At 63.9% G+C, this 21,977-nt stretch carries 25 protein-coding genes and 2 tRNA genes; 6 read left to right on the top strand and 21 right to left on the bottom strand.

From position 1 onward, the window contains the following. Positions 1 to 30: 30 nt before the first annotated feature. From ACGYLO_RS01035 to ACGYLO_RS01020, 4 genes are all read right to left on the bottom strand, one after another. The gene (locus ACGYLO_RS01035) at positions 31 to 912 is read right to left on the bottom strand and encodes a polyprenyl synthetase family protein (protein ID WP_271688749.1); all 882 of its coding nucleotides are present in this window, start codon (positions 910 to 912) and stop codon (positions 31 to 33) included. 8 nt (positions 913 to 920) lie between these two features. Next, the gene (locus ACGYLO_RS01030; protein WP_271688750.1) at positions 921 to 1,163 is read right to left on the bottom strand and encodes an exodeoxyribonuclease VII small subunit; all 243 of its coding nucleotides are present in this window, start codon (positions 1,161 to 1,163) and stop codon (positions 921 to 923) included. A 109-nt stretch (positions 1,164 to 1,272) separates the two neighbouring features. After that, entirely contained in the window at positions 1,273 to 1,974 is a 702-nt protein-coding gene (locus ACGYLO_RS01025; RefSeq protein WP_271688751.1) for a response regulator, read from the bottom strand. Next, positions 1,971 to 2,483, bottom strand: coding sequence for a MarR family winged helix-turn-helix transcriptional regulator (locus tag ACGYLO_RS01020; RefSeq protein ID WP_271688752.1), 513 nt, complete (start codon positions 2,481 to 2,483; stop codon positions 1,971 to 1,973). Before ACGYLO_RS01020 ends, ACGYLO_RS01025 begins: the two co-directional genes overlap by 4 nt. A gap of 171 nt (positions 2,484 to 2,654) precedes the next feature. Between ACGYLO_RS01020 and ACGYLO_RS01015 the strand changes: the two genes are divergently transcribed. Continuing rightward, complete coding sequence (locus ACGYLO_RS01015) at positions 2,655 to 3,524, top strand: branched-chain amino acid aminotransferase (protein WP_271688753.1); 870 nt, start codon at positions 2,655 to 2,657, stop codon at positions 3,522 to 3,524. On the opposite strand, the gene ACGYLO_RS01010 is transcribed toward ACGYLO_RS01015, so the two are convergent. From ACGYLO_RS01010 to ACGYLO_RS00975, 8 genes are all read right to left on the bottom strand, one after another. Further along, positions 3,521 to 4,288, bottom strand: coding sequence for a LamB/YcsF family protein (locus ACGYLO_RS01010; RefSeq protein ID WP_271688754.1), 768 nt, complete (start codon positions 4,286 to 4,288; stop codon positions 3,521 to 3,523). The genes ACGYLO_RS01015 and ACGYLO_RS01010 overlap by 4 nt on opposite strands. Beyond that, entirely contained in the window at positions 4,285 to 5,316 is a 1,032-nt protein-coding gene (locus ACGYLO_RS01005; RefSeq protein ID WP_271688755.1) for a biotin-dependent carboxyltransferase family protein, read from the bottom strand. The genes ACGYLO_RS01010 and ACGYLO_RS01005 overlap by 4 nt, the downstream gene beginning before the upstream one ends. Further along, on the bottom strand, positions 5,313 to 6,041 hold the full coding sequence (locus tag ACGYLO_RS01000) for an allophanate hydrolase subunit 1 (protein ID WP_271688756.1): 729 nt from the start codon (positions 6,039 to 6,041) through the stop codon (positions 5,313 to 5,315). The genes ACGYLO_RS01005 and ACGYLO_RS01000 overlap by 4 nt, the downstream gene beginning before the upstream one ends. Further along, positions 6,034 to 6,969, bottom strand: a complete 936-nt coding sequence (locus ACGYLO_RS00995; RefSeq protein ID WP_276154386.1) for a hypothetical protein — start codon at positions 6,967 to 6,969, stop codon at positions 6,034 to 6,036. Before ACGYLO_RS00995 ends, ACGYLO_RS01000 begins: the two co-directional genes overlap by 8 nt. A gap of 12 nt (positions 6,970 to 6,981) precedes the next feature. After that, a complete protein-coding gene (locus tag ACGYLO_RS00990; protein WP_271688758.1) occupies positions 6,982 to 8,292 on the bottom strand; it encodes a TRAP transporter large permease in 1,311 nt (436 codons plus the stop codon). Positions 8,293 to 8,296: 4 nt separating this feature from the next. Continuing rightward, complete coding sequence (locus ACGYLO_RS00985; protein WP_067264971.1) at positions 8,297 to 8,821, bottom strand: TRAP transporter small permease; 525 nt, start codon at positions 8,819 to 8,821, stop codon at positions 8,297 to 8,299. A gap of 76 nt (positions 8,822 to 8,897) precedes the next feature. Beyond that, positions 8,898 to 9,887: a TRAP transporter substrate-binding protein gene (locus ACGYLO_RS00980; RefSeq protein ID WP_271688759.1), complete on the bottom strand. Its 990-nt coding sequence runs from the start codon at positions 9,885 to 9,887 to the stop codon at positions 8,898 to 8,900. Positions 9,888 to 9,925: 38 nt separating this feature from the next. Continuing rightward, positions 9,926 to 11,167: an FAD-binding oxidoreductase gene (locus tag ACGYLO_RS00975; RefSeq protein ID WP_271688760.1), complete on the bottom strand. Its 1,242-nt coding sequence runs from the start codon at positions 11,165 to 11,167 to the stop codon at positions 9,926 to 9,928. 164 nt (positions 11,168 to 11,331) lie between these two features. Between ACGYLO_RS00975 and ACGYLO_RS00970 the strand changes: the two genes are divergently transcribed. Then, positions 11,332 to 12,027, top strand: coding sequence for an aspartate/glutamate racemase family protein (locus tag ACGYLO_RS00970; protein ID WP_394376336.1), 696 nt, complete (start codon positions 11,332 to 11,334; stop codon positions 12,025 to 12,027). On the opposite strand, the gene ACGYLO_RS00965 is transcribed toward ACGYLO_RS00970, so the two are convergent. Continuing rightward, entirely contained in the window at positions 12,024 to 13,238 is a 1,215-nt protein-coding gene (locus tag ACGYLO_RS00965) for a winged helix-turn-helix domain-containing protein (protein ID WP_271688762.1), read from the bottom strand. The two genes, ACGYLO_RS00970 and ACGYLO_RS00965, sit on opposite strands and share 4 nt — an antisense overlap. Beyond that, the gene (locus tag ACGYLO_RS00960; RefSeq protein WP_120349930.1) at positions 13,235 to 14,272 is read right to left on the bottom strand and encodes a LacI family DNA-binding transcriptional regulator; all 1,038 of its coding nucleotides are present in this window, start codon (positions 14,270 to 14,272) and stop codon (positions 13,235 to 13,237) included. Before ACGYLO_RS00960 ends, ACGYLO_RS00965 begins: the two co-directional genes overlap by 4 nt. 147 nt (positions 14,273 to 14,419) lie before the next feature. On the opposite strand from ACGYLO_RS00960, the gene ACGYLO_RS00955 reads away from it, so the two are divergent. Continuing rightward, positions 14,420 to 14,496 (top strand) — tRNA-Arg (locus ACGYLO_RS00955). 86 nt (positions 14,497 to 14,582) lie between these two features. After that, positions 14,583 to 14,855, top strand: coding sequence for a hypothetical protein (locus ACGYLO_RS00950; RefSeq protein ID WP_067268532.1), 273 nt, complete (start codon positions 14,583 to 14,585; stop codon positions 14,853 to 14,855). 45 nt (positions 14,856 to 14,900) lie between these two features. Here ACGYLO_RS00950 and ACGYLO_RS00945 read toward each other — a convergent pair whose 3' ends face one another. From ACGYLO_RS00945 to queC, 5 genes are all read right to left on the bottom strand, one after another. After that, positions 14,901 to 15,566, bottom strand: a complete 666-nt coding sequence (locus ACGYLO_RS00945; RefSeq protein WP_067268495.1) for a L,D-transpeptidase — start codon at positions 15,564 to 15,566, stop codon at positions 14,901 to 14,903. A 211-nt stretch (positions 15,567 to 15,777) separates the two neighbouring features. Continuing rightward, positions 15,778 to 16,242 carry a preQ(1) synthase gene (gene queF / locus ACGYLO_RS00940; protein WP_271688763.1) on the bottom strand — a complete coding sequence of 155 codons (465 nt, stop codon included), beginning with the start codon at positions 16,240 to 16,242 and terminating at the stop codon, positions 15,778 to 15,780. A gap of 15 nt (positions 16,243 to 16,257) precedes the next feature. Further along, positions 16,258 to 16,965, bottom strand: a complete 708-nt coding sequence (queE, locus tag ACGYLO_RS00935; RefSeq protein ID WP_271688764.1) for a 7-carboxy-7-deazaguanine synthase QueE — start codon at positions 16,963 to 16,965, stop codon at positions 16,258 to 16,260. Further along, on the bottom strand, positions 16,962 to 17,315 hold the full coding sequence (gene queD, locus ACGYLO_RS00930) for a 6-carboxytetrahydropterin synthase QueD (RefSeq protein WP_271688765.1): 354 nt from the start codon (positions 17,313 to 17,315) through the stop codon (positions 16,962 to 16,964). The genes queE and queD overlap by 4 nt, the downstream gene beginning before the upstream one ends. Beyond that, positions 17,315 to 18,016, bottom strand: coding sequence for a 7-cyano-7-deazaguanine synthase QueC (gene queC, locus ACGYLO_RS00925; RefSeq protein WP_271688766.1), 702 nt, complete (start codon positions 18,014 to 18,016; stop codon positions 17,315 to 17,317). The genes queD and queC overlap by 1 nt, the downstream gene beginning before the upstream one ends. 217 nt (positions 18,017 to 18,233) lie before the next feature. Here queC and ACGYLO_RS00920 point away from each other — a divergent pair, with 217 nt between their 5' ends. Next, positions 18,234 to 19,631: a sensor histidine kinase gene (locus tag ACGYLO_RS00920; protein ID WP_271688767.1), complete on the top strand. Its 1,398-nt coding sequence runs from the start codon at positions 18,234 to 18,236 to the stop codon at positions 19,629 to 19,631. A gap of 128 nt (positions 19,632 to 19,759) precedes the next feature. After that, positions 19,760 to 20,518, top strand: coding sequence for a glutaredoxin (locus ACGYLO_RS00915; RefSeq protein WP_271688768.1), 759 nt, complete (start codon positions 19,760 to 19,762; stop codon positions 20,516 to 20,518). A 44-nt stretch (positions 20,519 to 20,562) separates the two neighbouring features. Here the strand turns inward: ACGYLO_RS00915 and ACGYLO_RS00910 are convergent. Continuing rightward, positions 20,563 to 20,639: transfer RNA gene (locus ACGYLO_RS00910), tRNA-Pro, on the bottom strand. Positions 20,640 to 20,829: 190 nt separating this feature from the next. Then, positions 20,830 to 21,936, bottom strand: coding sequence for a 3-isopropylmalate dehydrogenase (leuB, locus tag ACGYLO_RS00905; protein ID WP_271688769.1), 1,107 nt, complete (start codon positions 21,934 to 21,936; stop codon positions 20,830 to 20,832). Between the last annotated feature and the right edge of the window lie 41 nt (positions 21,937 to 21,977).

Raw genomic sequence — 21,977 nt, 5'->3', positions numbered from 1 at the left:
TGGTGCCGCATTGGCGCATGTGCCGCCCGGCTAGCTGTCGCGGGCAATAACGAAGGCGGCAGCGGCTCGCAAGCTCTGCGCCTCTGGTCCATATTCAGATAGGGCGTCGCAGGCCATGTCCACCAATTCGGCGGCGCGGGTCTTGGCCCCGGCCAGCCCGAGGTGGGACACGAAAGTGGCCTTGCCCGCCGCGTCGTCCTTGCCGACCGCCTTGCCGACCGTTTCGGCGTCGCCTTCGACATCAAGGATGTCATCCGCGATCTGAAAGGCGAGGCCGAGGTGTTTGGCGTAGGCCCCAAGGGCGGAGGCATCGGCATCCGCCATGCGCGGCCCGGCCATCGCGGACCATTCGATCAACGCGCCGGTCTTGCCTGCCTGAAGCGCCGTGATCTCGGCCAGCGACAGCGGGGCGGGGGCGGTCTCGGCGGCAATGTCCAATGCCTGACCGCCGACCATGCCACCGACGCCTGCCGCTTGGGCGAGGCTGGTCATCAAGGTCAGACGCGCCTCTGCAGGGCAGGGCGCTTGACCAAGGAGTTCAAAGGCCAGCATTTGCAGCGCGTCACCGGCCAGAACGGCAGTGGCCTCATCCCATTTGCGGTGCACTGTGGGCTGGCCCCGGCGCAGATCGTCGTCATCCATGCAGGGCAGGTCGTCATGCACCAGCGAATAGGCGTGCAGCGCCTCGATCGCCGCCGCCGCAGGGGCGGCCATGCCGGGGGCGATGCCATGCAGCCGGGCGGATTCGATCACCAGAAAGCCGCGCAGCCCCTTGCCGCCGCCGCAGGCATAGCGCATCGCCTCGGCCACAGGGCCATCATAGGTGCCGAGTGCTGTGTCGATCTGCGCTTGCGCCAGATCGCGGGCATGGGCAAGCGCCTCTGCCAAGGGACGGGGGGTGGTCTCTTGCATGTGGGCGGTCAAAGCCCTTCGACGGGTTTCAGCCCATTCGGGTTGCCATCGCCGTCAAGCGTGATCGCGGCGACCTTCTCTTCAGCTTCTTTCAGCTTGGTCTCGCAGCGCGCCTTAAGCTTGGCCCCGCGTTCGTAAAGCGCGATGCTTTCGTCCAATGCGACATTGCCGTTTTCAAGCTGGCCCAAGACTTTCTCAAGCTCGGTCATGGCGGTCTCAAAGTTCATCTCTTCTACGGGTGTGTCGGACATTGCGCGCCTCGTTTTCGGAATTTCGCGCGACAATAGAACTTCGCGCCGCGCATTGCCAGCGGGCTTGCGTGATGAATTTCACCGGCCCGTTTGAGCAGGCGGGCCTAGGTCAGTCCGGGGCCAGCATATAGCCCGCGCCGCGCACGGTTTGCAGGTATTGCGGCTGTTTCGGGTCGCTCTCGATCTTGCGGCGCAGGCGGGTGATTTGAACATCGACCGCGCGTTCCTGCGCTTGCCCCCGGTCGCGGCCCAGTTCCTCGACCAATTTGGCACGGCTCAGCGCGACACAGGGCTGGGCGGCGAAGATCTTCATCAGTTGAACTTCGGTCGCGGTGAGGCGCACCAGATCGTCGCCCTGCCACATCTCCCCCCGCTCCATGTCATAGCGGATCACGCCGAGCGACAGCACCTTTGGCGCGGTGTCGGCAGCAGTGGTGTCGGGCATTCGGCGCAGGATGGCGTTAATGCGCAGCAGAAGTTCTTTTGGCTCAAAGGGTTTGGGCAGGTAGTCATCCGCCCCGGCCTCCAACCCTTCGATGCGGTTGTCGGTCTCGCCCTTGGCGGTCAGCAGCAGGATCGGGGTTTGCAGGGTTTCGCGCAAAGCGCGGGTCAGGGCCATGCCGTCTTCGCCGGGCATCATCACGTCGAGCACGATGAGGTCGAATTCCAACCCCGCCAGCACCCGCCGCGCATGGGCCGCATCGCGGGCCGTGCTGACCAGAAAACCGTTCCGCATCAGGAACTTCTTCAACAGGCTGCGAATCCGCTCATCGTCGTCGACGACCAGCAGGTGCGGGTCGAGATCGTTCATGGGGCGCTTTCGCGCAGCCGGTCAAAGCTTTGGCGCATTTCGGGGTCCATCATGGCCTCCAATACCGTTCTGAAACCGGCCACGGCTTCGGGTCCGGCGGTGCGAAAGGCCAACCGCATGCGCGCGCGCTGAGCGTCTGATAGCTCCTGTTCCAGCGTGCGACCCTCGTCGGTCAGGAACAGATGCCGCTCGCGCTTGTCATTGCGGCCAACCTTGCTCTGCACCAGACCATCGGCGATCAACGTGCGCAAGACACGGTTGAGCGATTGTTTCGTGACCCCGAGGATATTGAGCAGGTTGTTCACCGTCGTACCGGGGGCGCGGTTGATGAAGTGGATGGCGCGGTGATGCGCGCGCCCATAGGCCATATCGGCCAGAATCCGGTCAGGATCGGCGGTGAAGCCGCGATAGGCAAAGAACATCGCCTCGATCCCCTGCCGCAGTTGTTCATCCGTCAAAAACAGCAGGCTGTCGCCGCTGCTAGGGGCCATCATGCGCCCGTCAGCCATAGTGTGTCTCATTCTCTCTCGGGCCTGTTGGGGATCAGTTTACGTCAGCGTTGTTGACATTCCAATAGTGAAAGGCTATCGAATCTCGTGTTTTGCGCAATTAAATGTCTGCATCTGCCGATTGTTGCGCAATTTTTGAAAAGATAGCGCGTCATTTGGAGGGGAAACACCATGGCAGGCGGATATGACAACCGGGATGGACACATCTGGATGGATGGCGAAATGGTGGATTGGCGTGAGGCCAACGTCCACATCCTGACCCATGCGATGCACTATGCGTCTTCGGTGTTTGAGGGCGAGCGCGCCTACAACGGCAAAATCTTCAAAAGCCGCGAGCATTCCGAACGGCTCAAGCGCTCGGCTGAGATGATCGACTTTGAGATCCCCTACACCATTGATGAGATCGAAGCTGCCAAGGCCGAAGTCCTCGCCGCCTCTGGCCTGCAAGACGCCTATGTGCGTGCGGTCGCTTGGCGTGGTGTGGGCGAAGACATGGGTGTCGCCTCGGCCCGCAACCCGGTCCGCATGGCTATCGCAGCATGGGAATGGGGTGCCTATTACGGCGATGCCAAGATGAAGGGCGCCAAGCTCGACATCTCCAAATGGAAGCGCCCCTCGCCCGAGACGATCCCGAGCCATGCCAAAGCGGCGGGTCTCTATATGATCTGCACCATGTCAAAACATGCGGCCGAGGCGAAGGGCTGCTCGGACGCGATGATGTATGACTACCGCGGCTATGTGGCCGAGGCGACGGGCGCGAATATCTTCTTCGTCAAGGATGGCGAAGTGCACACGCCGACGCCCGATTGCTTCCTCAACGGCATCACCCGGCAGACCGTCATCGACATGCTGCGCGAGAAGAACATCAAGGTCCACGAGCGCCACATCATGCCCGAAGAGTTGGAAGGTTTCGAGCAGTGCTGGCTCACTGGCACCGCCGCCGAAGTGACCCCGGTGGGGCAGATCGGCGACTGGAACTTTGAGGTCGGCGCGCTGACCCGTGAGATCGCTTTGGACTATGAAAAGCTGGTGCGCAGCTAAACGCTGCCGCTGAACTTTGCCAAAGTTACGCCGCCGTCCTGCAAACCCTTGCGGACGGCGGTTGCGATTTGAACGGCCTCTGCGGTGTCGCCATGCAGGCAGATCGTGTCGATCCGGCTGGGGATGTGTTTGCCGCTCTCGGTGATGATCGCGCCTGCCTTGACCATCTCGACCATCCGCGCCGCTGCCGCTTCCGCATCGTGGATCACCGCACCGGGCTTGCTGCGGTCGACCAGCGTCGCGTCGTCGTTATAGGCGCGGTCGGCGAAGATCTCCCCGGCCCATTTGCAGCCCAGTGATTTCACCGCCGCCTCCTGCGCCGTGGCGGCCAGCACCATGACGATGAGGTCGGGCGCCACGCTCAGCGCTGCCTCATAGAGGTCGCGGGCCAGTTCCTCATCCTCAGACGCCATATTCGCCAGCGCCCCGTGCAGCTTCAGGTGCCGCACTTGCGTGCCGACGCTGCGCGCCATGCCGACGCTCGCGGCGACCTGATAGCGGATCTGATTCTGCAAGGTGCCGCGCGGCACCGAGAGGCGGTTGCGGCCAAAACCGGCGAGGTCCATGAACCCCGGATGCGCGCCGATGCCGACGCCGTTTTCATGTGCCATGCGCATCGTGGCCGCCATCACGTCGGCGTCGCCTGCATGGCCGCCACAGGCGATATTGGCCGAGGTCACGACGCGCAGAAGCGCCGCGTCGTCGCCCATTTTCCAAGGGCCAAAGCTTTCGCCCATGTCGGCGTTTAGATCGACGGTGGTCATGTCTGCTCCTTCTCGAAGGGGTCGGTAGTGGCTGAAACCACGCCGGAGATCAGTTGATAGCCCAAAAGGTCGCGAATCCGCGCCGGGTCGCGCAACAGCGGTTGGCGGCGCTTGGGCAGGGCAGCGAGGTCGGCGCGGTGGCGCGTCTCGGCGGCCAGCGCTTCGTCGAGGTCGACGAAGGCGAATTGCAGCGCAGCACCCGGCTGGGCTTGGGCGACGATCGGCAGGTCGCAGGGGATCACCGTGCCGATGCGGGGGTAGCCGCCGGTGGTCTGGCATTCGCACATCAGCACGAAGGGCGCGCCGTCGCCGGTGATCTGGATGTCGCCGGGGGTGATGACTTCGGACACGATGGTCAACTGCCCGCCGGTGGCAAAACCTTCGCCGTCATGATCCATCCGTGCGCCCATGCGGTTGGCGCGCGGATCACGGCGAAAGGTCGTTTCGGTGAACCGCTGGCGGGTTCCCTCGTCGAAGGCATCGGTCTGCATGGAGGCGACGATGCGCACCCGCTCGGCCCCGAACCGGCTGTCGCGGGCCAGGGTGAGGTTCGCCTCACCGCCCTTATCGACCCCTAGCGGCAGAGTCTCACCACTTTGCAGCAGCGCGCCGATGCCAGCGGCCAGATGGCTGGCACGCGCGTTCATCACCGGCGCCACGTCAAGCCCGCCGCCGACATGGAGGTAGCCATAGGCCCCGTCCCGCGCGCCGCCGATGGTCAGCTTGGCCCCGGCGGGCAGAAGGTGGCTGGCGTTCCATGCAATCGGCTCGCCGTCGATGCTCACCTGCATCTGCGCCCCGGTCAGGGCGATGCGGGTGTCCTGATCGACCTCGAAACTGCCGCCGCTCCCGGCCATCTCCAGCGCGGCACTGTTGGGATCTTGCCCCAGCAGGGCCGCCCCTTCGTGCAGGGCAGTCGGGTCCGCCGCGCCGCCGTGGGTTAGGCCAACGGCGCGATAGCCGGGGCGACCAAGGTCTTGGATGGTCATGGCCGGACCGGCTTGATGGATGGTCAGCGTGCCGCTCATGTCAGCGCCTCCCGCTCCGCGCCGCCGGTGGGGTCGTCGGCGATGCGGTCGAACTCTTGCCGGGTGATCGACGGAAAGATCAACTCATCGCCCGGCGACAGCGGAAAGGGCATGTCGCTGCCCGGGCGGAAGGTGCGAAAAGCGGTCTGGCCGATGTGCCGCCAGCCGGTGGGGGAGGCATTGGTGAAGATGATCAGCTGCCGAATGGCCACCACCAGCGACCCCGGCGGCACCGATTTCGTCAGCCCCTGCTGGCGCGGGATGTCCCAATGCGGGGGCAGTTCGCCCATGTAGGGCTGCCCGGGGGCGAAGCCGATGGTCAGCACCCGGACCCGCGCCTGCGACAGTTCCGCAATGGCCGTGTCGGGGTCGAGGCCCGCGGCCTCGGCGGCCTCCTCCAACTGGGGGGCCAGATCGGTGCCATAGACCGTGGGCACATGCCACAGGCTGCGCCCGGCGGGGAGGGCTTCGGCGAACCAGTCGCGGGTTTCGAGCAGTCCGCGCAGGCGGTCGGTCATCGTGGTGATGGCCTCTTGGGAGACCTCGAATTGCACGAAGGTCGACACCAGCGAGGTGCTCGTCTCGCTCACCTCGGGCCAGTCCTGTTCCTCTACCGCCGCGCGAAAGGCGAGGGCGGCGCGGTTGGCCGGTTCGGACATCTTCTCGGCAAAGGTGACCAATAGGCCGGAGAGGCCGACACTGCGGATGCGGGGCCAGTCAGTCATTGCGAAGCATCCTTTCGTAAAGGCGCGGCAGCAGCACCGGGGTCAGATACATCGGCAGTTGCCAGCAGCCGATAAAGATCATCAGCGGCGCGATGACATCCGCAGGCAGCGCCACGAGAAACAGCGCGATATTGCGGTTGCCCGCGCCGATCGCCAGTGGTCCGGCCACGGCGCGCAGCGGGCCACGCCGGGTCAGCAGCAACGTGCCCGCCTGCAACAGATAGCTTAGGGCGAAGGCCAGCAGCGTCCAGCCCGCCACGGCCCATGGATCGCTGCGCAGCGCGGGGTTCAGCGCCGCCATCAACCCCACAACGATGACCGAGAAGGCGAGCACCGATGCGCCGTCCAGCGCCTCGGTCTGGCGCGGGGTGGGATGGGGCAGAAAGACATGGCGCAGGGCAAAGCCCAGCCCCGTCGCGCCAAGGATCACCGCCAAGAGCCGCAGGGCGGCGAGGGCGATTTCCGAGGCCGGGCCGAGTTGCGGCAGGGCTGCCAGCACCGGCAGGACGGTCAGCGGAAAGGCGGCGGTGCCCAGCACCATCAGCTGCATCATCCGCCCCGCGTCGAGCCGCATCAACAGGGCGAGGTTCACGCTGCCCGTCAGCGCCGGGGCCGCCGCGGCAAGGGTCACGGCCAGTGCCGCAGGGGTCTGCCCCAGCCCGGCCAGCACGAAGCCGCCCAGCAGCAGCAGGGGCAGGAGCGTCTGCAAGGCCAGCACCGAGGCCAGCCCCCAGATGAGATCGCGCACTGCCCCAAGGGCCGCGCGGTGCCCGATCCTGAGCGCGGTGATCGTCAGCAGGGCCGCCACCATCTGCGGCAGCCACCCGGCCAGCGCCGCCGCAAGGCTGGGCAGGGCCAGCCCCGCCAGCAGCCCGACGATCAGGCAGGCCCGCGCATGGCGCGAGGGCAGTCTCAGCATATAGCGCATGGCCCTTCACCGCTAAACCGGTGCGCTGCGCAGGTTTTCGGGCAGCCATGTGGCCACTTCGGGGAACCAGATCAGGACGAAGACCATGAAGACCATGATCGCGAACATCGGCAGCGCGGCCTTGGTGATATAGCCCATCTCGTGGTTGGTCATGCCTTGCAGCACGAAGAGGTTGAAGCCAATCGGGGGGGTGATCTGCGCCATTTCAACGACCACGACCACGAAGATGCCGAACCAGATCAGATCGATGCCCGCGCTGCGGACCATCGGCTCGACCACCGCCATGGTCAGCACGACCGAGGAGATGCCGTCGAGGAACATGCCCAGCACGATGTAGAAGACCAAGAGCGCCATCAGCAGCTCGAAGCGCGAAAGCTCCATCGCCGCGATCCCGTCGGCCAGCGCGCGGGGCAGACCGGTGAAGCCCATCGACAGTTTCAGGAAGGCCGCGCCCGCAAGGATCAGTGCGATCATCGCAGAGGTACGCATCGCCCCCATCAGGCTCTCGCGGAAACTGTGCCAGTTCAGCGAGCCTTGGAACAGCGCCAGCGTGAGGGAGCCGATGACGCCGATGGCCGCCGCCTCGGTCGCCGTGGCAAAGCCGAGGTACATGGACCCGATCACGACGGTGATCAGCGCAAAGACCGGCAGCAAGAAACGCGAGTTGCGCAGTTTTTCGCCAAAGCTCATCCCGGTCTCCGCATCGGGGTTCCAGTCCTTCGACAACATGCTGGTGACGGCGACATAGCCCATGAACATCAGCGCCAGCAGCAGGCCGGGCAGGACGCCGGCGAAGAAGAGTTTGGTGATGCTTTCGTTCACCGTGACACCATAGACGATCAGCGCCAGCGAGGGCGGGATCATCAGGCCCAACGTGGCGGCCCCGGCCAGCGTGCCGATGATCATCTTTTCAGGATAGTTGCGCGCGCGCAGCTCGGGGATCGACATCTTGCCTACGGTGGTCAGCGTCGCGGCGGAAGAGCCCGAGACGGCGGCAAAGACCGTGCAGCCGACGATATTGGTATGCACCAGCCCGCCCGGCAGTTTCGCCAGCCAAGGCGACAGCCCGCGGAACATGTCCTGCGACAGCCGCGTGCGGTAGAGGATTTCGCCCATCCAGACAAAGAGCGGCAGCGCGGTCAGCGTCCAGCTTGAGGAACTGGCCCAGATCGTGGTGATCATGGCGTCGCCCACGGGGCGGGTGGTGAAAAGCTCCATCCCGACCCAAGCCACGCCCATCAGGGCGAGGCCAACCCAGACACCGGTGCCGAGCAGGAAGAAGAGAACGATCAGAAACAGGGTAATGGCATAGATCTCGGTCATGGCGTCATTCCCCGAAGCTTTGATCGACTAGGTCACGGGTGACGCGGTGGTCGCCCTTGAAGATGAGGTGCAAAAGATTGTCCGTCAGCGCGATGGCAAGGATGCCGCCGCCGATCACCATGACAGATTGCGGAATCCAAAGGGCCGTAGCGTCTTGATCTTGGCTGACTTCGTGGAATTTCCACGACCAGTAGACGAACCAATAGGCGTAATAGGTGAAATACCACGCGACCGCCGCCGCCACGGCGAAACACCAGATATCCAGCAGCCGCTTCCCGCCCGCGCTCAGCGCGTTAAGCAGGATCGAAACGCGGATATGCGAGCCGCGGTTGAGCGCATTGGCGAAGGCAAGGAAGCTGGCCCCGGCCATGGCATAGCCCGCATAGCTGGCGGCGCCCGGAAAGACGTTGCCAGTCCAACGGGCGACCATCTGGGCCACGATCAAGGTAAGGATGGCCACCAGACAGAGCGCGGCAAGCGCCCCCGCCCCGGTATATAGCCCGTCCAATAGTCTGCGCAGCGCCTTCATGCGGCTCTCCCTCCGTCAAATCATGCCCGGGCACGAGAACGGCGGCCCGGGTGACGGGCCGCCGCAGGTTTCGTGATTACTGCATCGCCTTGTAGTCGTCGACGATCGCCTGACCGTCTTCGCCCGCGGCTTCGAGCCACTCTTGCGTCATGGTCTCACCCACTTCGCGCAGGCCCGACATCAGCTCTTCGCTGGCCGGTTCCACGTTCATGCCGCCTTCGCGCAGCCCATCATAGGTGAACTGGGTGTAGTCCTTGGACGCTTGCAGGCCACGCTCTTCGGCCTCGGTCGCGCAGGTGGTGATCGCCTCTTTGTTCGCGTCCGAGACTTCGGCCCAGACATCGGCGTTGATCATCACATAGTTGCGCGGCAACCATGCGTCGACTTCGTAGAAATGCGTCAGGCTCTCCCAGACCTTCTGGTCATAGCCAGTGGCACCCGAAGAAATCATTGATTCCGCGACACCGGTGGCGAAGGCTTGGCTGACTTCGGCGGCCTCGATGGTGACGGGCGACATGCCGGTCAATTCAGCCAGACGCGCGGTGGTGTTGTTGTAGGAGCGGAACTTCACGCCCTTCATGTCTTCGACCGAGTCGACTTCTTTCTTGAAGTAGAGCCCTTGGGGCGGCCATGGCACGTTATAAAGCAAGACGAGGTTCTGCTCTTCCAGCACGGATTCAACCTTGGGCTTGGCGGCTTCCCAAAGCTGCGCGCTCGCCTCGAAAGAGGGCGCGAGGAAGGGGATGGAGTCAAAGCCGAAGACCGCGTTCTCGTTCTGGTGGCCGGAGAGCAGGCGCTCGCCCAGTTGGACCTGCCCGGTCTGGATCGCGCGCTTGATGTCCGCGCCAGCAAAGAGGGCGCCGCCCGGGTGCACGGTGATCTCGATCTCGCCGCCGGTCTTCTCGCCCACGCATTCGGCGAATTGCACGCCGTTCTCGGAGTGGAAGTTCGAGGCCGAATAGGCCATCGGCATGTCCCATTTCTCGGCCGCGAAGGCGGGCATGGCGGTGCCCAGCGTCAGCGCGGTCATTGCCGCGCCTGCCATCAGTCTTGCTGTCAGTGTCATGTGGTTTCTCCCTTGTTGTTGCAGTCCCACGCTTGGCGTCATCCGTCGAAGCGTTGGGGGTGATACGGGGTCAGATCCGTGTTTGGCGTCTGCCCCGTGATCAATCCGGCGATCAGTCGGCCCGTTTTCGGACCGCCCGTCAACCCGATGTGATGGTGCCCGAAGGCAGTGTAGACCCGGCTCGTCCCGATCTGCCCGATCAGGGGCAGCGAGTCGCTGGGGGCGGGTCGGTGCCCCAGCCATTCGATCTCTTCCTTGGCGGTGAGATGGGGAAAGGCGGCCTTGGCCTGACGGCGCAGCAGCGCCAGGGGGGCTTTGGACGCACCCGCTTCCAGCCCGCCGAACTCGACGATCCCGGCACAGCGCAGCCCTTCGGCCATGGGCGTGGCGACAAATTTGCCCGCCGCCATCATGGTGGGGCGCGATGGGCCGCCCTCGGCATCCTTGAAGACGATGTGGTAGCCGCGTTCGGATTCCAGCGGCACGTTGATCCCCAGTTTGCGCATGAGCGTTTTCGACCAGACACCAGTCGCCAGCAGCACGTCATCGCAGGGCAGGGAGCCTTGATCGGTGAGGACCGAAGTGACCTCCTCGTCGGTGATCGCCACGTCCTGCACCTCGGCCTGCCGGATGGTGCCGCCAATCCCCCCGAAAGCCTTGGCCAAAGCCCGAACATAGCCGCCGGGGTCGGCGATGAAGCCGTGGTCGGCCAGCCGTGCGATGCAGGTGATCTGCGGACCATAGGCCGGGTCGAATTCCCTGACCGCGCCGCCTTCGATGATGTCCGGCTCGAAACCCGCCTCGCGGCGCAGCGCCCAGGTGTAGGCCTCAGCCTCAAAGGCAGCGCGGTTGGTATAGGCAAAGCAATAGTCGCTGTCGCGAACCCAGTCCTCCAGCCCCAGATCGGCGCAGAGGGCTTTGTGCTGCGCCACGCTGTCGCTCACGATGGGCACCAACCCGGCAGAGATGCGGCGGGTATCGCGGTCATTGGCGTGGGCCATGTAGCGGCGCAGCCATGGCAGCAGGCGGGGCAGATAGGGCCAGCGCAGGAACAGCGGAAACTCAGGGTCGCGCAGCATCCCCGGTGATTTGCGCAGCAGGCCCGGCCCGGTCACCGGCGCGACGCCCGCCGCCGCCAGCACGCCACCATTGCCATGCGAGGTGCCGCGCCCCGGCTCAGCCCGGTCGACCAGTGTCACCTCCGCCCCGGCGCGGCGCAGCCAGATCGCAGCAGAGACGCCGACAATCCCGGCGCCGATAACGACGACATGCCGGTTCATGGGTGGTGGCTTTCGATTTCGCGTTGGGTCATGGCTTGTTTCCTTTGGGGCATCTTTTACACAAAAAATCATCACGTCAACAAAATGCTGATAAAATGTCATCGTTAGAGTTTCGCTTGTCTCGTCCTGCCCGCAAAGGCACCCTGCGCCCAAACGGAGGGCATATGACAAACGAGACGGGCGCGCGGCTGGGAATCCTCATGCTGGACACGCGGTTTCCCCGCATTCTGGGGGATGTCGGCCATGCGGGCAGTTGGGATTTCCCGGTGCGCTACGCCGTGGTGCCGGGGGCCACGCCTGAAGCGATCGTGTGCGTCGATATCGAGCCCTTCGTGCAGGCTTTCATCGCCGCGGGGCGCGACTTGATCGCCGAAGGCTGCACCGGCATTGCCACCACCTGCGGGTTCTTGGCGCTGATCCGGCCTCGCCTCGCCGAAGCGCTGGGCGTGCCCGTTGCCGCCTCTGCGTTGGAGCAGGCGGGGCAGATCGCGGCCTGCCTGCCGCCGGGGCAAAGGGTGGGCATCTTGACGATCTCCGCCGCCACGCTTTCGCCCGCCCATCTGCACGCGGCGGGCGTGCCCGAGGGCAGCCCGGTGGTGGGGATGGAGGGCAGCGGCTTCGCCCGAACGATCCTCGGCAATCTGCCCGACCTCGACGTGGCGCAGGCGCGGGCCGAGATGGTGCAGGCAGCGCAGCGGCTGGTGGAGGCCCACGCGGATGTCGGGGCGATTCTTTTGGAATGCACCAACATGGTGCCATATGCTACGAATATCGCGGCAGCGACCGGGCGGCCCGTGCATTCGATCCACAGCTATCTCAACTGGTTTCACGCAGGGCTGCTGCCGCCCCGTTTCGACTAAAGCGGCGCGCGCAGCCAGCCGTCGGTGAAGCTGATCCGGCGCACCCCGGCCAGCGGCAGGAGGCGGTGCAGCTCTGCCTCGAAGGCCGCTTGCCGCCCCTTGCCCCAGCGAACCCCGCGTTCGGGCCAGAGCGCGGTGACGTGCAAGACGTCCAGATCGCGATGCGCCTTCATATCGACCCGTCCCACCAGCCTGTCGCTCTGTAGCAGCGGAAAGACATAGTAGCCGTATTCGCGCTGCGCCTCGGGCACGAAGACCTCGATCCGGTAGTCGAAACCGAAAAGCCGGGCGGCGCGTTTGCGGTCGCGCAGGGCGGGGTCGAAGGGGCTGAGCACCCGGAGCCGTTTGGGCGGTTCGCGGGTAAGGGCGGGGTCATCGGCCCAGCCGGGGCGGGCAAAGGCGGGGCGCAGGCTGCCGTCGGCCGCCTCAATGTCGATCTCCTCCAGCCGCCCCGCGCCTTGTTCTGCCGCGCACCAGCCGCGCGCCTCGGCGGGGGAGATATGGGCCCAGAAGGCGGCCAATTCCCCTGCCGTGGCAAAACCCAAGCGCGCCAGCGCCTGATCGCAGCACCAGTCGATCGTCTGCTCTATGTCGGGGGCATGCGCCGGGTCGCGCAGCGCGGCGGGGACCACCCGCTCGGTCAGGTCATAGCGCTTGCGAAACCCCTCGCGCCCGGTCACAGCCAGCGCGCCGCTGCGCCACAGATACTCCAGCGCGGTTTTCGACGGATGCCATTGCCACCAGCCCCCGCTGCTGCGCGGCTCGTCGCGGCCCACGTCGGATGAGGTGACGCTGCCCTCGGCCCGGACCTGCGCGAGCACGTTTTGCATCTGTGTTTCGAAGTCGTGCCGCTGCCAATCCTTCCAGCGGCCCAGCAGCTTGGCCGCATCGCGGGTTCGGCGCAGATGCCATTGCGGGTAAAATTCCATCGGGATGACGGCGGCGTCATGGGTCCAATGCTCAAACAGCGCCCGGTCTTTTTCATAAAGCCGCTTGAGCGCAGCGGGGCGATAGCGCGGACGGCGGGCGAACAGGATCAGATCATGCGCCCGCGCCACCGTGTTGATGCTGTCGAGCTGCACAAAACCCAGATCATGGATCAGCTTGAGCAGTGCCGCGCCCTTGGCCGGGCCCTGCGGCGGGTCCGACAGCAGGTGACGCGCCAGAAACAACCGCCGCGCGGCGGCATTGCCGAGCCTTGGGCGACTCACCCCTGACGGCGGCGGCGCAGGGTGTCGCCCAGCGACAGTGTTGGCGTCAGGGTGATCTGGGTCTGCATTTCCGGGTCCGGCTCGGGCTGGGTCTGGTTGAGGATGATCCGCGCCGCGGCCTGACCGATCTCGTTCCGGCAAGCGTCCATCGTCGCCAATTGACGCGGCAGACCTTGCAGCAGCTCGACGTTGTTGAACCCGGCAAGGCCGATCTGACCGGGAATGTCGATGCCTTGGTCGATCAGATGCAGCAGCCCGCCCGCGCCGATCATGTCATTGGAGTAATAGAGAAAATCAAGGTCGGGTGAGCGTTCGAGCATCTCTTGCGTCATCTCGCGCCCTTTGGCCAGCGCGGAGCCGCCGGAGTAAAAGGCCCGGTCTTCGATCTCGACCCCCGCCTTGGCGAGCCCTTCGGTAAAACCTTCAAACCGTTTCCGCGCGCGGTGGTCGAGGGGCATTTTCGTGCCCATGAAGCCAATCCGCTCATAGCCCTCGCGCAGGATCGCCTGCGCCATCTCGCGCCCGGCGCGGCGGTGCGAAATCCCCACCATCGCATCGACGGGTTTGCCATCGGTGTCCATGATCTCGACCACCGGAATGCCCGCATTGCGCAACATGGCGCGGGTGGCGTCGGAATGCTCCAACCCCGCGATGATCACCCCAGAGGGCCGCCATGAGAGCATCTCATAAAGCACCCGCTCTTCCTTCTCGGGCAGGTAGTCCGTCACCCCCACGACTGGCTGCAGCGGCGTGTCTTCGAGCACTTGGTTGATGCCGTTCAGAACTTCGGGGAACACCATATTGCCCAGCGAAGGGATCACGACCGCCACAAGGTTCACGCGCTGGCTGGCCAGCGATCCGGCGATCTGGTTGGGCACATAGCCAAGCGCCTTGGCGGCGGCGAGAACACGGTTGCGGGTGGCTTCCGACACGTCACCGCGCTTGCGCAGGACGCGGCTGACCGTCATCTCGGAAACGCCGCAAGCATCGGACACATCACGCAGGGTCAACGGGCGTTTGGGGGGTGTGGTCAATTTGGTTTTCCTGTTTTCCTCACCCATAGGTAGCGCGAAGCGGGAGGCGCGATCAAGCATTGCCGCAGCACTGCTGCGAGGCGCAGTCATTCGGTTGCCAATCTGCCGATGACATCGCCAGACGCTTGCGTTAAACCCAAGCCTGTCGGCCCCGTGGCTCAACTGGATAGAGCAGCCCCCTCCTAAGGGGCAGGTTGCAGGTTCGAATCCTGCCGGGGTCACCATTAGCATCCTCACCCCCTTGTGCCTTGAAATCCCCATCCGGTCTGTCAGATTGCCCCAGATATAATCAGGAATGGCAGAGGCTTTGATGAAAACAGGAACTTTTGTGATCGGGGCGGCCTTGCTGGCCGTTGCCGGATGTACGGTACCGGCGAGTGGGCCGCAGGGCGGCTCGGCCCGTGTGGGCAATCTGCCGGAGGCGGTGGTGAGCCTTGCCGCGCCGAACCAAGATTTGTCGACGGCGCGGTTGCTGCCGGAGGATGGCTGTTATTGGTATCAGCACAACGGCCCGGTCGAGACGACGCTGGTGCCGCTGCGGGCGGTGGGTGGCAATCCGATCTGCACCAAACGCCAAGCCTGACATAACAACGGGGGCCGCCAAGCGGCCCCCGTTATTCGTTCCAGCTTAGCTGCTGGCAACAACGCTTTCTTCCGCCGAATAGAGATAGGCCGTCGAGCCGGTCTGCACATTCGGGTAGAGCTGGTTGATATGCGCCATGATCATCCGCACACAGCCTGAGCTTGCCCGGCCCCCAATGCTTTGTGGCTGCGGGGTGCCGTGGATGCGCAGATAGGTGTCGCGGTTCCCTTCAAAGAGGTAAAGTGCGCGCGAGCCAAGGGGGTTTTCCGGGCCGGGCGGCACGCCGTCCTCAAGGCCCGCGTAGAGCTCGGGATCGCGCTTGATCATGTTTTGGGTGGGCGTCCAATGCGGCCATTGCACCTTGCGTTTGATCGTATAGGTGCCCGGCTCATAAAGATTGCCACGCGCGATCGCCACGCCGTAGCGCATGGCGGTTCCGCCCTCTTCGATATGATAGATATAGCGTGCCACCGCATCGACGTGGATGTCGCCGACGCGCAGGTTGTCATTCGCCACGACCCGCTGCGGCAAGAAGCGCGGGTGGACGCCCCAAGGGTTGCTCGTCGCCGGGTCAAAGCCTGCTGGGGTGACCTGCGCATCCCAAGCGGCCTTCTCTGCCGCGCTTGGGCGCGTGCGGGCCATCAGGGGGGTGGCAATCGCGCCGGAAAATAGCGCCGTGGTGGTCTGGATGAAATGACGTCTTGTCAGCATGTGGTCGCTCCGTGGTTGACCTCTCTGCGCGGGGCAGGGTCGTATGCGTGTATGAGAGACTAACGGCCTTTCTCCGCTGGAGGTTCAAGGAAGAAGGCGGTTGCTGAAGATATTGTGATCTAAAACACACGGTTTTCACCGAAAAAACGGGGCGCGGGCGGGTGGGCGCGCGCCCCGAATGCTGCGGGGGTCGGAGGTAGGGAGGGCTTGGTCAGCCGCGCCCGCGGTAGGGCGGCACCCCTTGATCGGGGATCCAGACGCCCTCGGGCAGGGGGCTGGTTTGCCAGAATACATCGATGGGAATGCCGCCGCGCGGATACCAATAGCCGCCGATCCGCAGCCACTGCGGGGCAAGGAACTCGGCCAACCGCCGGGCGATGGATATGGTGCAATCCTCATGAAAGGCGCCGTGATTGCGGAAGGAGGTCAGAAACAGCTTGAGCGATTTCGATTCCACCAGCCACGGGCCGGGCACATAGTCGATCACCAGATGGGCAAAGTCGGGCTGGCCGGTCATCGGGCAGAGCGAGGTGAACTCCGGCGCGGTGAAGCGCACGTTATAGGCCACATCGGCCTGCGGGTTCGGCACACGCTCAAGCTCGGCTTCTTCGGGGTTGGCGGGGATGCGGGTTTCCCCGCCGAGCTGTTTAAGATTGCTATAGATGTCGTCGGACATGGGGGTCTCCATCGGTCAGACGCCGCGCTTGTTGCCCCAGATCAGGACATGAAGCTGCGGCAGGATACGGGGGGCGAACCAGTGATCGGTCATGGCAAGCTCGGTCAGCCAGCCCAAACGGTCGGCCAGCGCCTGCGGGTCCACCGGCGTGGCGGGGTCGACCTCGGGGTTGCCGGGTTGAAGGTAGAGCGGGATATCGAGGTGATGGGCATGCACTTCGCGCGCCCAATGGTAGTCGATCTCGTCGAAGATCACGATCTTCATCACCTGCTGCCGCGCCTGCGCGCCGAGGGTCCGGCAGGCGCCGAATGCGTCCCAATCGACGCGCTCACCGCTTGATGGCGGTTTGGGGGAGAGCACGAGCGTATCGAGCTCGGCAAACCATGGCCGCGCGATAGAGCCTTGGGTCTCGCAGGCGAAACGATAGCCCGCGGCTTTGCCCATGCGGATCAGGGGGCCGAAATCTTGTATCGCCGGATTGCCGCCCGAGAGGGAGACGGTCAGCGGTTGGTCCTTGGAAAGCTTGCGGATCTGGCGCCAGATGTCCTCGGTCGACATGGGGGTCCAGCTATGGCGGTACTGGCTGTCGACGGCATGCAGGCTGTCGCACCAGCTGCACCGATAGTCACAGCCGCCCGCGCGGACGAATACCGTCGGCTCTCCGATCAGCGCGCCTTCGCCCTGAATGGTGGGGCCGAAAATCTCGGCAATGCGCAGGGTCATGGCCGGTATTCCGCCCATGTTTTCGGGGTCTCGCTGACCAGCACGGCAGAGGTCTCGGGCCAGCGGGCGGCGCACCAGTCGTGGAAATGTTTCGCCATGTTCTCGGCTGTGGAGGGGCCGTCCAGCACATCGTTCAGATGCCGGTGGTCAAAGTGATCGTCGATATAGGCCTTGAGCGGTTTCAAGTCGTGGTAATCGCGCACGAAACCATCGGCATTGAGCGTCTTGGCGGCCAGTTCGACCACGACGATGTAGTTGTGCCCATGCAGCCGCGCGCATTGATGATCGTCGGGCAGGTGGCTCAACTGGTGGCTGGCGGAAAAGTGGAATTCCTTGCGAATACGGAACATCAGCCTTTCCCCCGTGCGGCAAGGGCCTCGGTCCAATAGTCGGGATCGGCATAGACCGTCGGGTCGCTGACCTCGGCCAGATGAAAGGCTTCGCGCCGTTCGACACAGGTGCCGCAGCGCCCGCAATGGACCGCGTCGCCCTTGTAGCAGGACCACGTCTCAGCGAAGGGCGTGCCGTGCTGCGCGCCTTGGCGGACGATCTCGGCCTTGCTGTGCTCGACGAAGGGCGTGTGCAGCCGCACGTCGGCATAGCCGTCGAGCGCGGCCTGCTGCATCGCATCGAAGGCGCGGGTGAAACCGGGGCGGCAGTCGGGATAGATGAAGTGATCGCCGCCATGCACGGCAGTGGCTACCGCCTCATCCCCCTGCGCGGCGGCAATGCCAAAGCCGATCGACAGCATGATCGCATTGCGGTTCGGCACGACGGTGATCTTCATCGTGTCTTCGGCGTAATGCCCATCGGGCACGTCGATATCGTCGGTCAGGGCGGAGCCCGATAGCGCCGCACCGATCCCGCGCATGTCGATCAGGTGAAACGGCACGCCCAATCGTTCGGCCGCCGCCCGGGCGAAATCGACCTCTTTGCGGTGACGCTGGCCATAGTCGAAGGAGACGAGCCGGGTGAGGTGGTGCACCTCGGCGGTGATATGCGCAAGCGACACGGAATCGAGTCCGCCTGAGCAGATGACAAGTGTTTTCATTTTGGGGCCCTTGTTTTGATGTCCGGGTAGGCTGCGACCGGATGGCGGGGCTTATTTCAGAAATTGCGCGGATTGCAAGCCTCAGGCCCGGGCGGGCGGGCAGCCGCCGCAGAGGCAGGAGGGTTTCCGCCAAAAGCCGATAAAATAAGGACTTTGGCCTTAACGATTAAACCTAAGTTAACTTTAGACAATGCCGAATTCGCGCTATGGTGGGGCTATGTTGAAAAGCACCCAAAGCGTCACGCTCGACGCCAGCCATTATGAATTGATCGAGGCGATGACCGATGAGGTGGTCATTCTTGACGCCACCGGCAAGATTGTCGCGGTCAATATGGCGTGGAAACTGTTTTGCGAAGAGAATGGCGGCGACGCCGGAACGCATTACGTCGGGGCCAATTACTTTGACATCTGCGAAGCGGCGGCCATGGGTGCCGTGGTGCAGGCGGAAACGGTTCTGGAGGGGCTGCGCCAAGCGCTGAAAACCGGGACTTCCTTTGAGGGGGAATACCCCTGCGATGGGCCGGGGGTGCGGCGCTGGTTTCAACTCAACGCCAACCGCCTGACGATCCAAGGCGCGCCCTGCCTGCTGTTGCAGCATCGCAATGTCACGACACGCCGTATGGCCCATGACGATATCGAACGGGCCCATGTGCAGGCGGAAACCTTTGCCGCCCTCGTGGCCACCACGGCCGAAGCGATCCTGACCTATGACATGGAAGGCCGCATCATCAGTTGGAATCCGGCAGCTGAGCGGCTCTATGGCTATACGGAAGAGGAGGCTTTGGGCCAGTCGGTCGAGCTTTTGTATCCGCCGGATTGGCCGACGCGGGTGCTTGAGTATCGCGATCAGATCATGGCCGGCAAGCTGCGCCAATTCAATGCGGTGCGCGTGGCCAAGGACGGAACCGAGCGCCATGTCACCATCGCCTGCACGCCCATTCGGACGCTTTCGGGGGATATCGTCTCGATCTCGAACATCCACCATGATGTGACTGCCACGCGCAAGGCCGAAGAGGTGCGCGATCTCGTCTCGCGTGAGGTCATCCACCGGGCCAAGAACATGCTTTCTCTGGTCACAGCGATGCAGCGGCAGACGGCGAGTTCGGCGGCCTCTCTCGCGGAGTTCAACAAATCCTTCGGAGCCCGTATTCAGGCGCTGGCCCGGTCCACCGATTTGCTGGTCGATGGCGGCTGGTCTTCGGTAGATCTGGCCGAACTGGTGCGCGCACAGTTGGACCCGTTTTTGCATTTGCAGGCCAAGGCGGTGGATGTGGATGGCCCCTCTGTCGCTTTGGGACCGCAGGCGTTGCAACTGATCGGCATGGCGCTGCATGAGCTGGCGACGAATTCCACGAAATACGGGGTGATGAGCAACGGCTGCGGCGATATCCAATGCCACTGGTCCCATACCGAGAAGGGGGGGCTGCGTTTCCAGTGGATCGAGACCGGCATCACCATTGACCCCTCTGCCAAGAAAGCCACCGGTTTCGGGAGCAAGGTTCTGTCCGTATTGGCACCTGCGATGGTTAATGGCGCGGCGGAAACGGTGACCAGCGAAAACGCCCTGACTTGGACAGTCACGATCCCTGCCGCGCATCTGGGAAAACTGGCCTGAGCGGCATCGCGCCAGTGGTGCTGCGCCGGGTTGCCGGTTGACCTAAATCACCCCTTTGCGGAACTCTCCTGCGTTGGAAACTTGTTTCTCCTTTGAGACGTCGTTCGAAAAGCTAAAAGGAGGCTAGGATGGCCGAAGGAAAGGGCAAGACCGCGAAACTCTACCGGATGGTGATGGAGCAACACCTCTGTCCCTTCGGGCTGAAATCGAAAGACCTGCTGGAGCGGCAGGGCTACCACGTCGAAGATCACCACCTCACGACCCGCGAAGAGACCGATGCCTTTATGGCGAAAGAGGGTGTGGAGACCACGCCGCAGACTTTCATCGATGGGGAGCGGATCGGCGGTTACGACGATCTGCGCGTGCATTTAGGTTTGGACAAGCCCAAGGAAAAGCAATCGGACACCAGCTATCAGCCCGTTGTCGCTATTTTCGGCGTGGCCTTCCTGATGGCACTGGGACTCTCTTGGTATGCATTCGGCAACATCTTCACACTTCGGGCTTTCGAGTGGTTCATCTCGATCTCCATGTGTTTCCTTGCCGTTCAGAAGTTGCAGGATATCGAAAGCTTTTCGACGATGTTTCTGAACTACGACCTGCTGGCGCAGCGGTGGGTGCCCTATGGCAAGGTCTATCCGTTCGGGGAAGCGTTGGCGGGTGTTTTGATGACCGCCGGGGCGCTGACCTGGCTCTCGGCCCCCGTGGCGATCGTGATCGGCGCAATTGGCGCGGTTTCGGTCATCAAGGCGGTCTATGTCGACAAACGTGAGCTAAAATGCGCCTGCGTCGGCGGGTCGAGCAATGTCCCACTTGGGTTCGTCTCGCTCACCGAGAACGTCATGATGCTGGGCATGGGGGTCTGGATGCTGCTCAGGGTCTACGGCTGAGCGGAGCGATCCGAGTTTTGGGCATAGGGATCTGTGGGGGGATCTGGTCGGGCTGAGAGGATTCGAACCTCCGACCCCCTGCTCCCGAAGCAGGTGCGCTACCAGGCTGCGCTACAGCCCGACCGATGTGCAGCGCAATACCGCAGCTTGGCGGCTTTGGCAATTGGTCAGTTGCAGGGATTTTGCGGGGCGTTTTGGGAACGCGGGTGTAATTGGGGGCGCTGCCCCCGCAGCCTTTGGCTGCTCCCCCGAGGGTATTTGAGAAAGGATGAAGGGGAAGGGGCGGGGCGTGAAACCCCGCCTCGGTTTTTTTAGAGGCTGGCGTCGAGGGCTTTGAGGATGGCGTCGCCCATTTCCTCGGTCGTGATGGGGGTGCCGCCTTCGGGGCCCATCAGGTCGGGGGTGCGGGCGCCATCGGCCAGCGCGCGTTCGACGGCTTTTTCCAGACGTGCGGCTTCTTCGCCTTGGTCGAAAGAGTATCGCAGCGCCATGGCGAAGCTGAGGATACAGGCGATCGGGTTGGCTTTGCCTTGGCCTGCGATGTCGGGGGCGGAGCCATGCACGGGCTCGTAGAGGGCCTTGGGGCGGCCATCGGCATTGGGTGCGCCGAGGCTGGCCGAGGGCAGCATGCCGAGGCTGCCGGTGAGCATGGCGGCGCAGTCGCTGAGGATGTCGCCGAAGAGGTTGTCGGTGACGATCACGTCGAACTGCTTGGGTGCGCGCACGAGCTGCATGGCGCCGTTGTCGGCATACATATGGCTGAGTTCGACATCCGGGTATTCGGTGTCGCGCACCCGTTGGGTGACTTCGCGCCACAGGATGCCGCTTTCCATGACGTTGGCTTTTTCCATGGAGCAGACTTTGTTGCCGCGGCGGCGGGCGAGTTCAAAAGCGGAGCGGGCGACACGCTCGATCTCGCTTTCGGTGTAGCGCTGCGTGTTGATGCCGACGCGTTCGTTGCCTTCCTCGAAGATGCCGCGCGGTTCGCCGAAATAGACGCCGGAGGTGAGTTCGCGCACGATCATGATGTCGAGGCCCGCGACCACGTCTTTTTTCAGCGAGGAGAAATCGGCCAGCGCGTCAAAGCATTGTGCCGGGCGCAGGTTGGAGAAGAGGTCCATTTCCTTGCGCAGGCGGAGCAGGCCGCGTTCTGGTTTCACGGAGAAGTCGAGGTCGTCGTATTTTGGGCCGCCAACGGCGCCCAGCAGCACGGCGTCGACTTCGAGGGCGCGGGCCATCGTGTCATCATGCAGCGGGGTGCCGTGTTTGTCATAGGCTGCACCGCCGACCAGATCATGCTCTACATCGAAGGCCAGATCGCGCTTTTCGCCGAACCAGTCGATGATGCGCGTGACCTGCGCCATGACCTCGGGGCCGATGCCGTCGCCGGGGAGGATGAGCAAGGATGGGTTGGCCATGGGAAACTCCTGAAAATACGGTTGGAGATTGGGTAGCCTGC

The organism is Sulfitobacter sp. 1A13353, from assembly GCF_043557255.1.
Lineage (GTDB): Bacteria > Pseudomonadota > Alphaproteobacteria > Rhodobacterales > Rhodobacteraceae > Sulfitobacter > Sulfitobacter faviae.
Note: the sequence above shows the minus strand (reverse complement) of the source record. Positions and strands in the feature narration are given on the sequence as shown.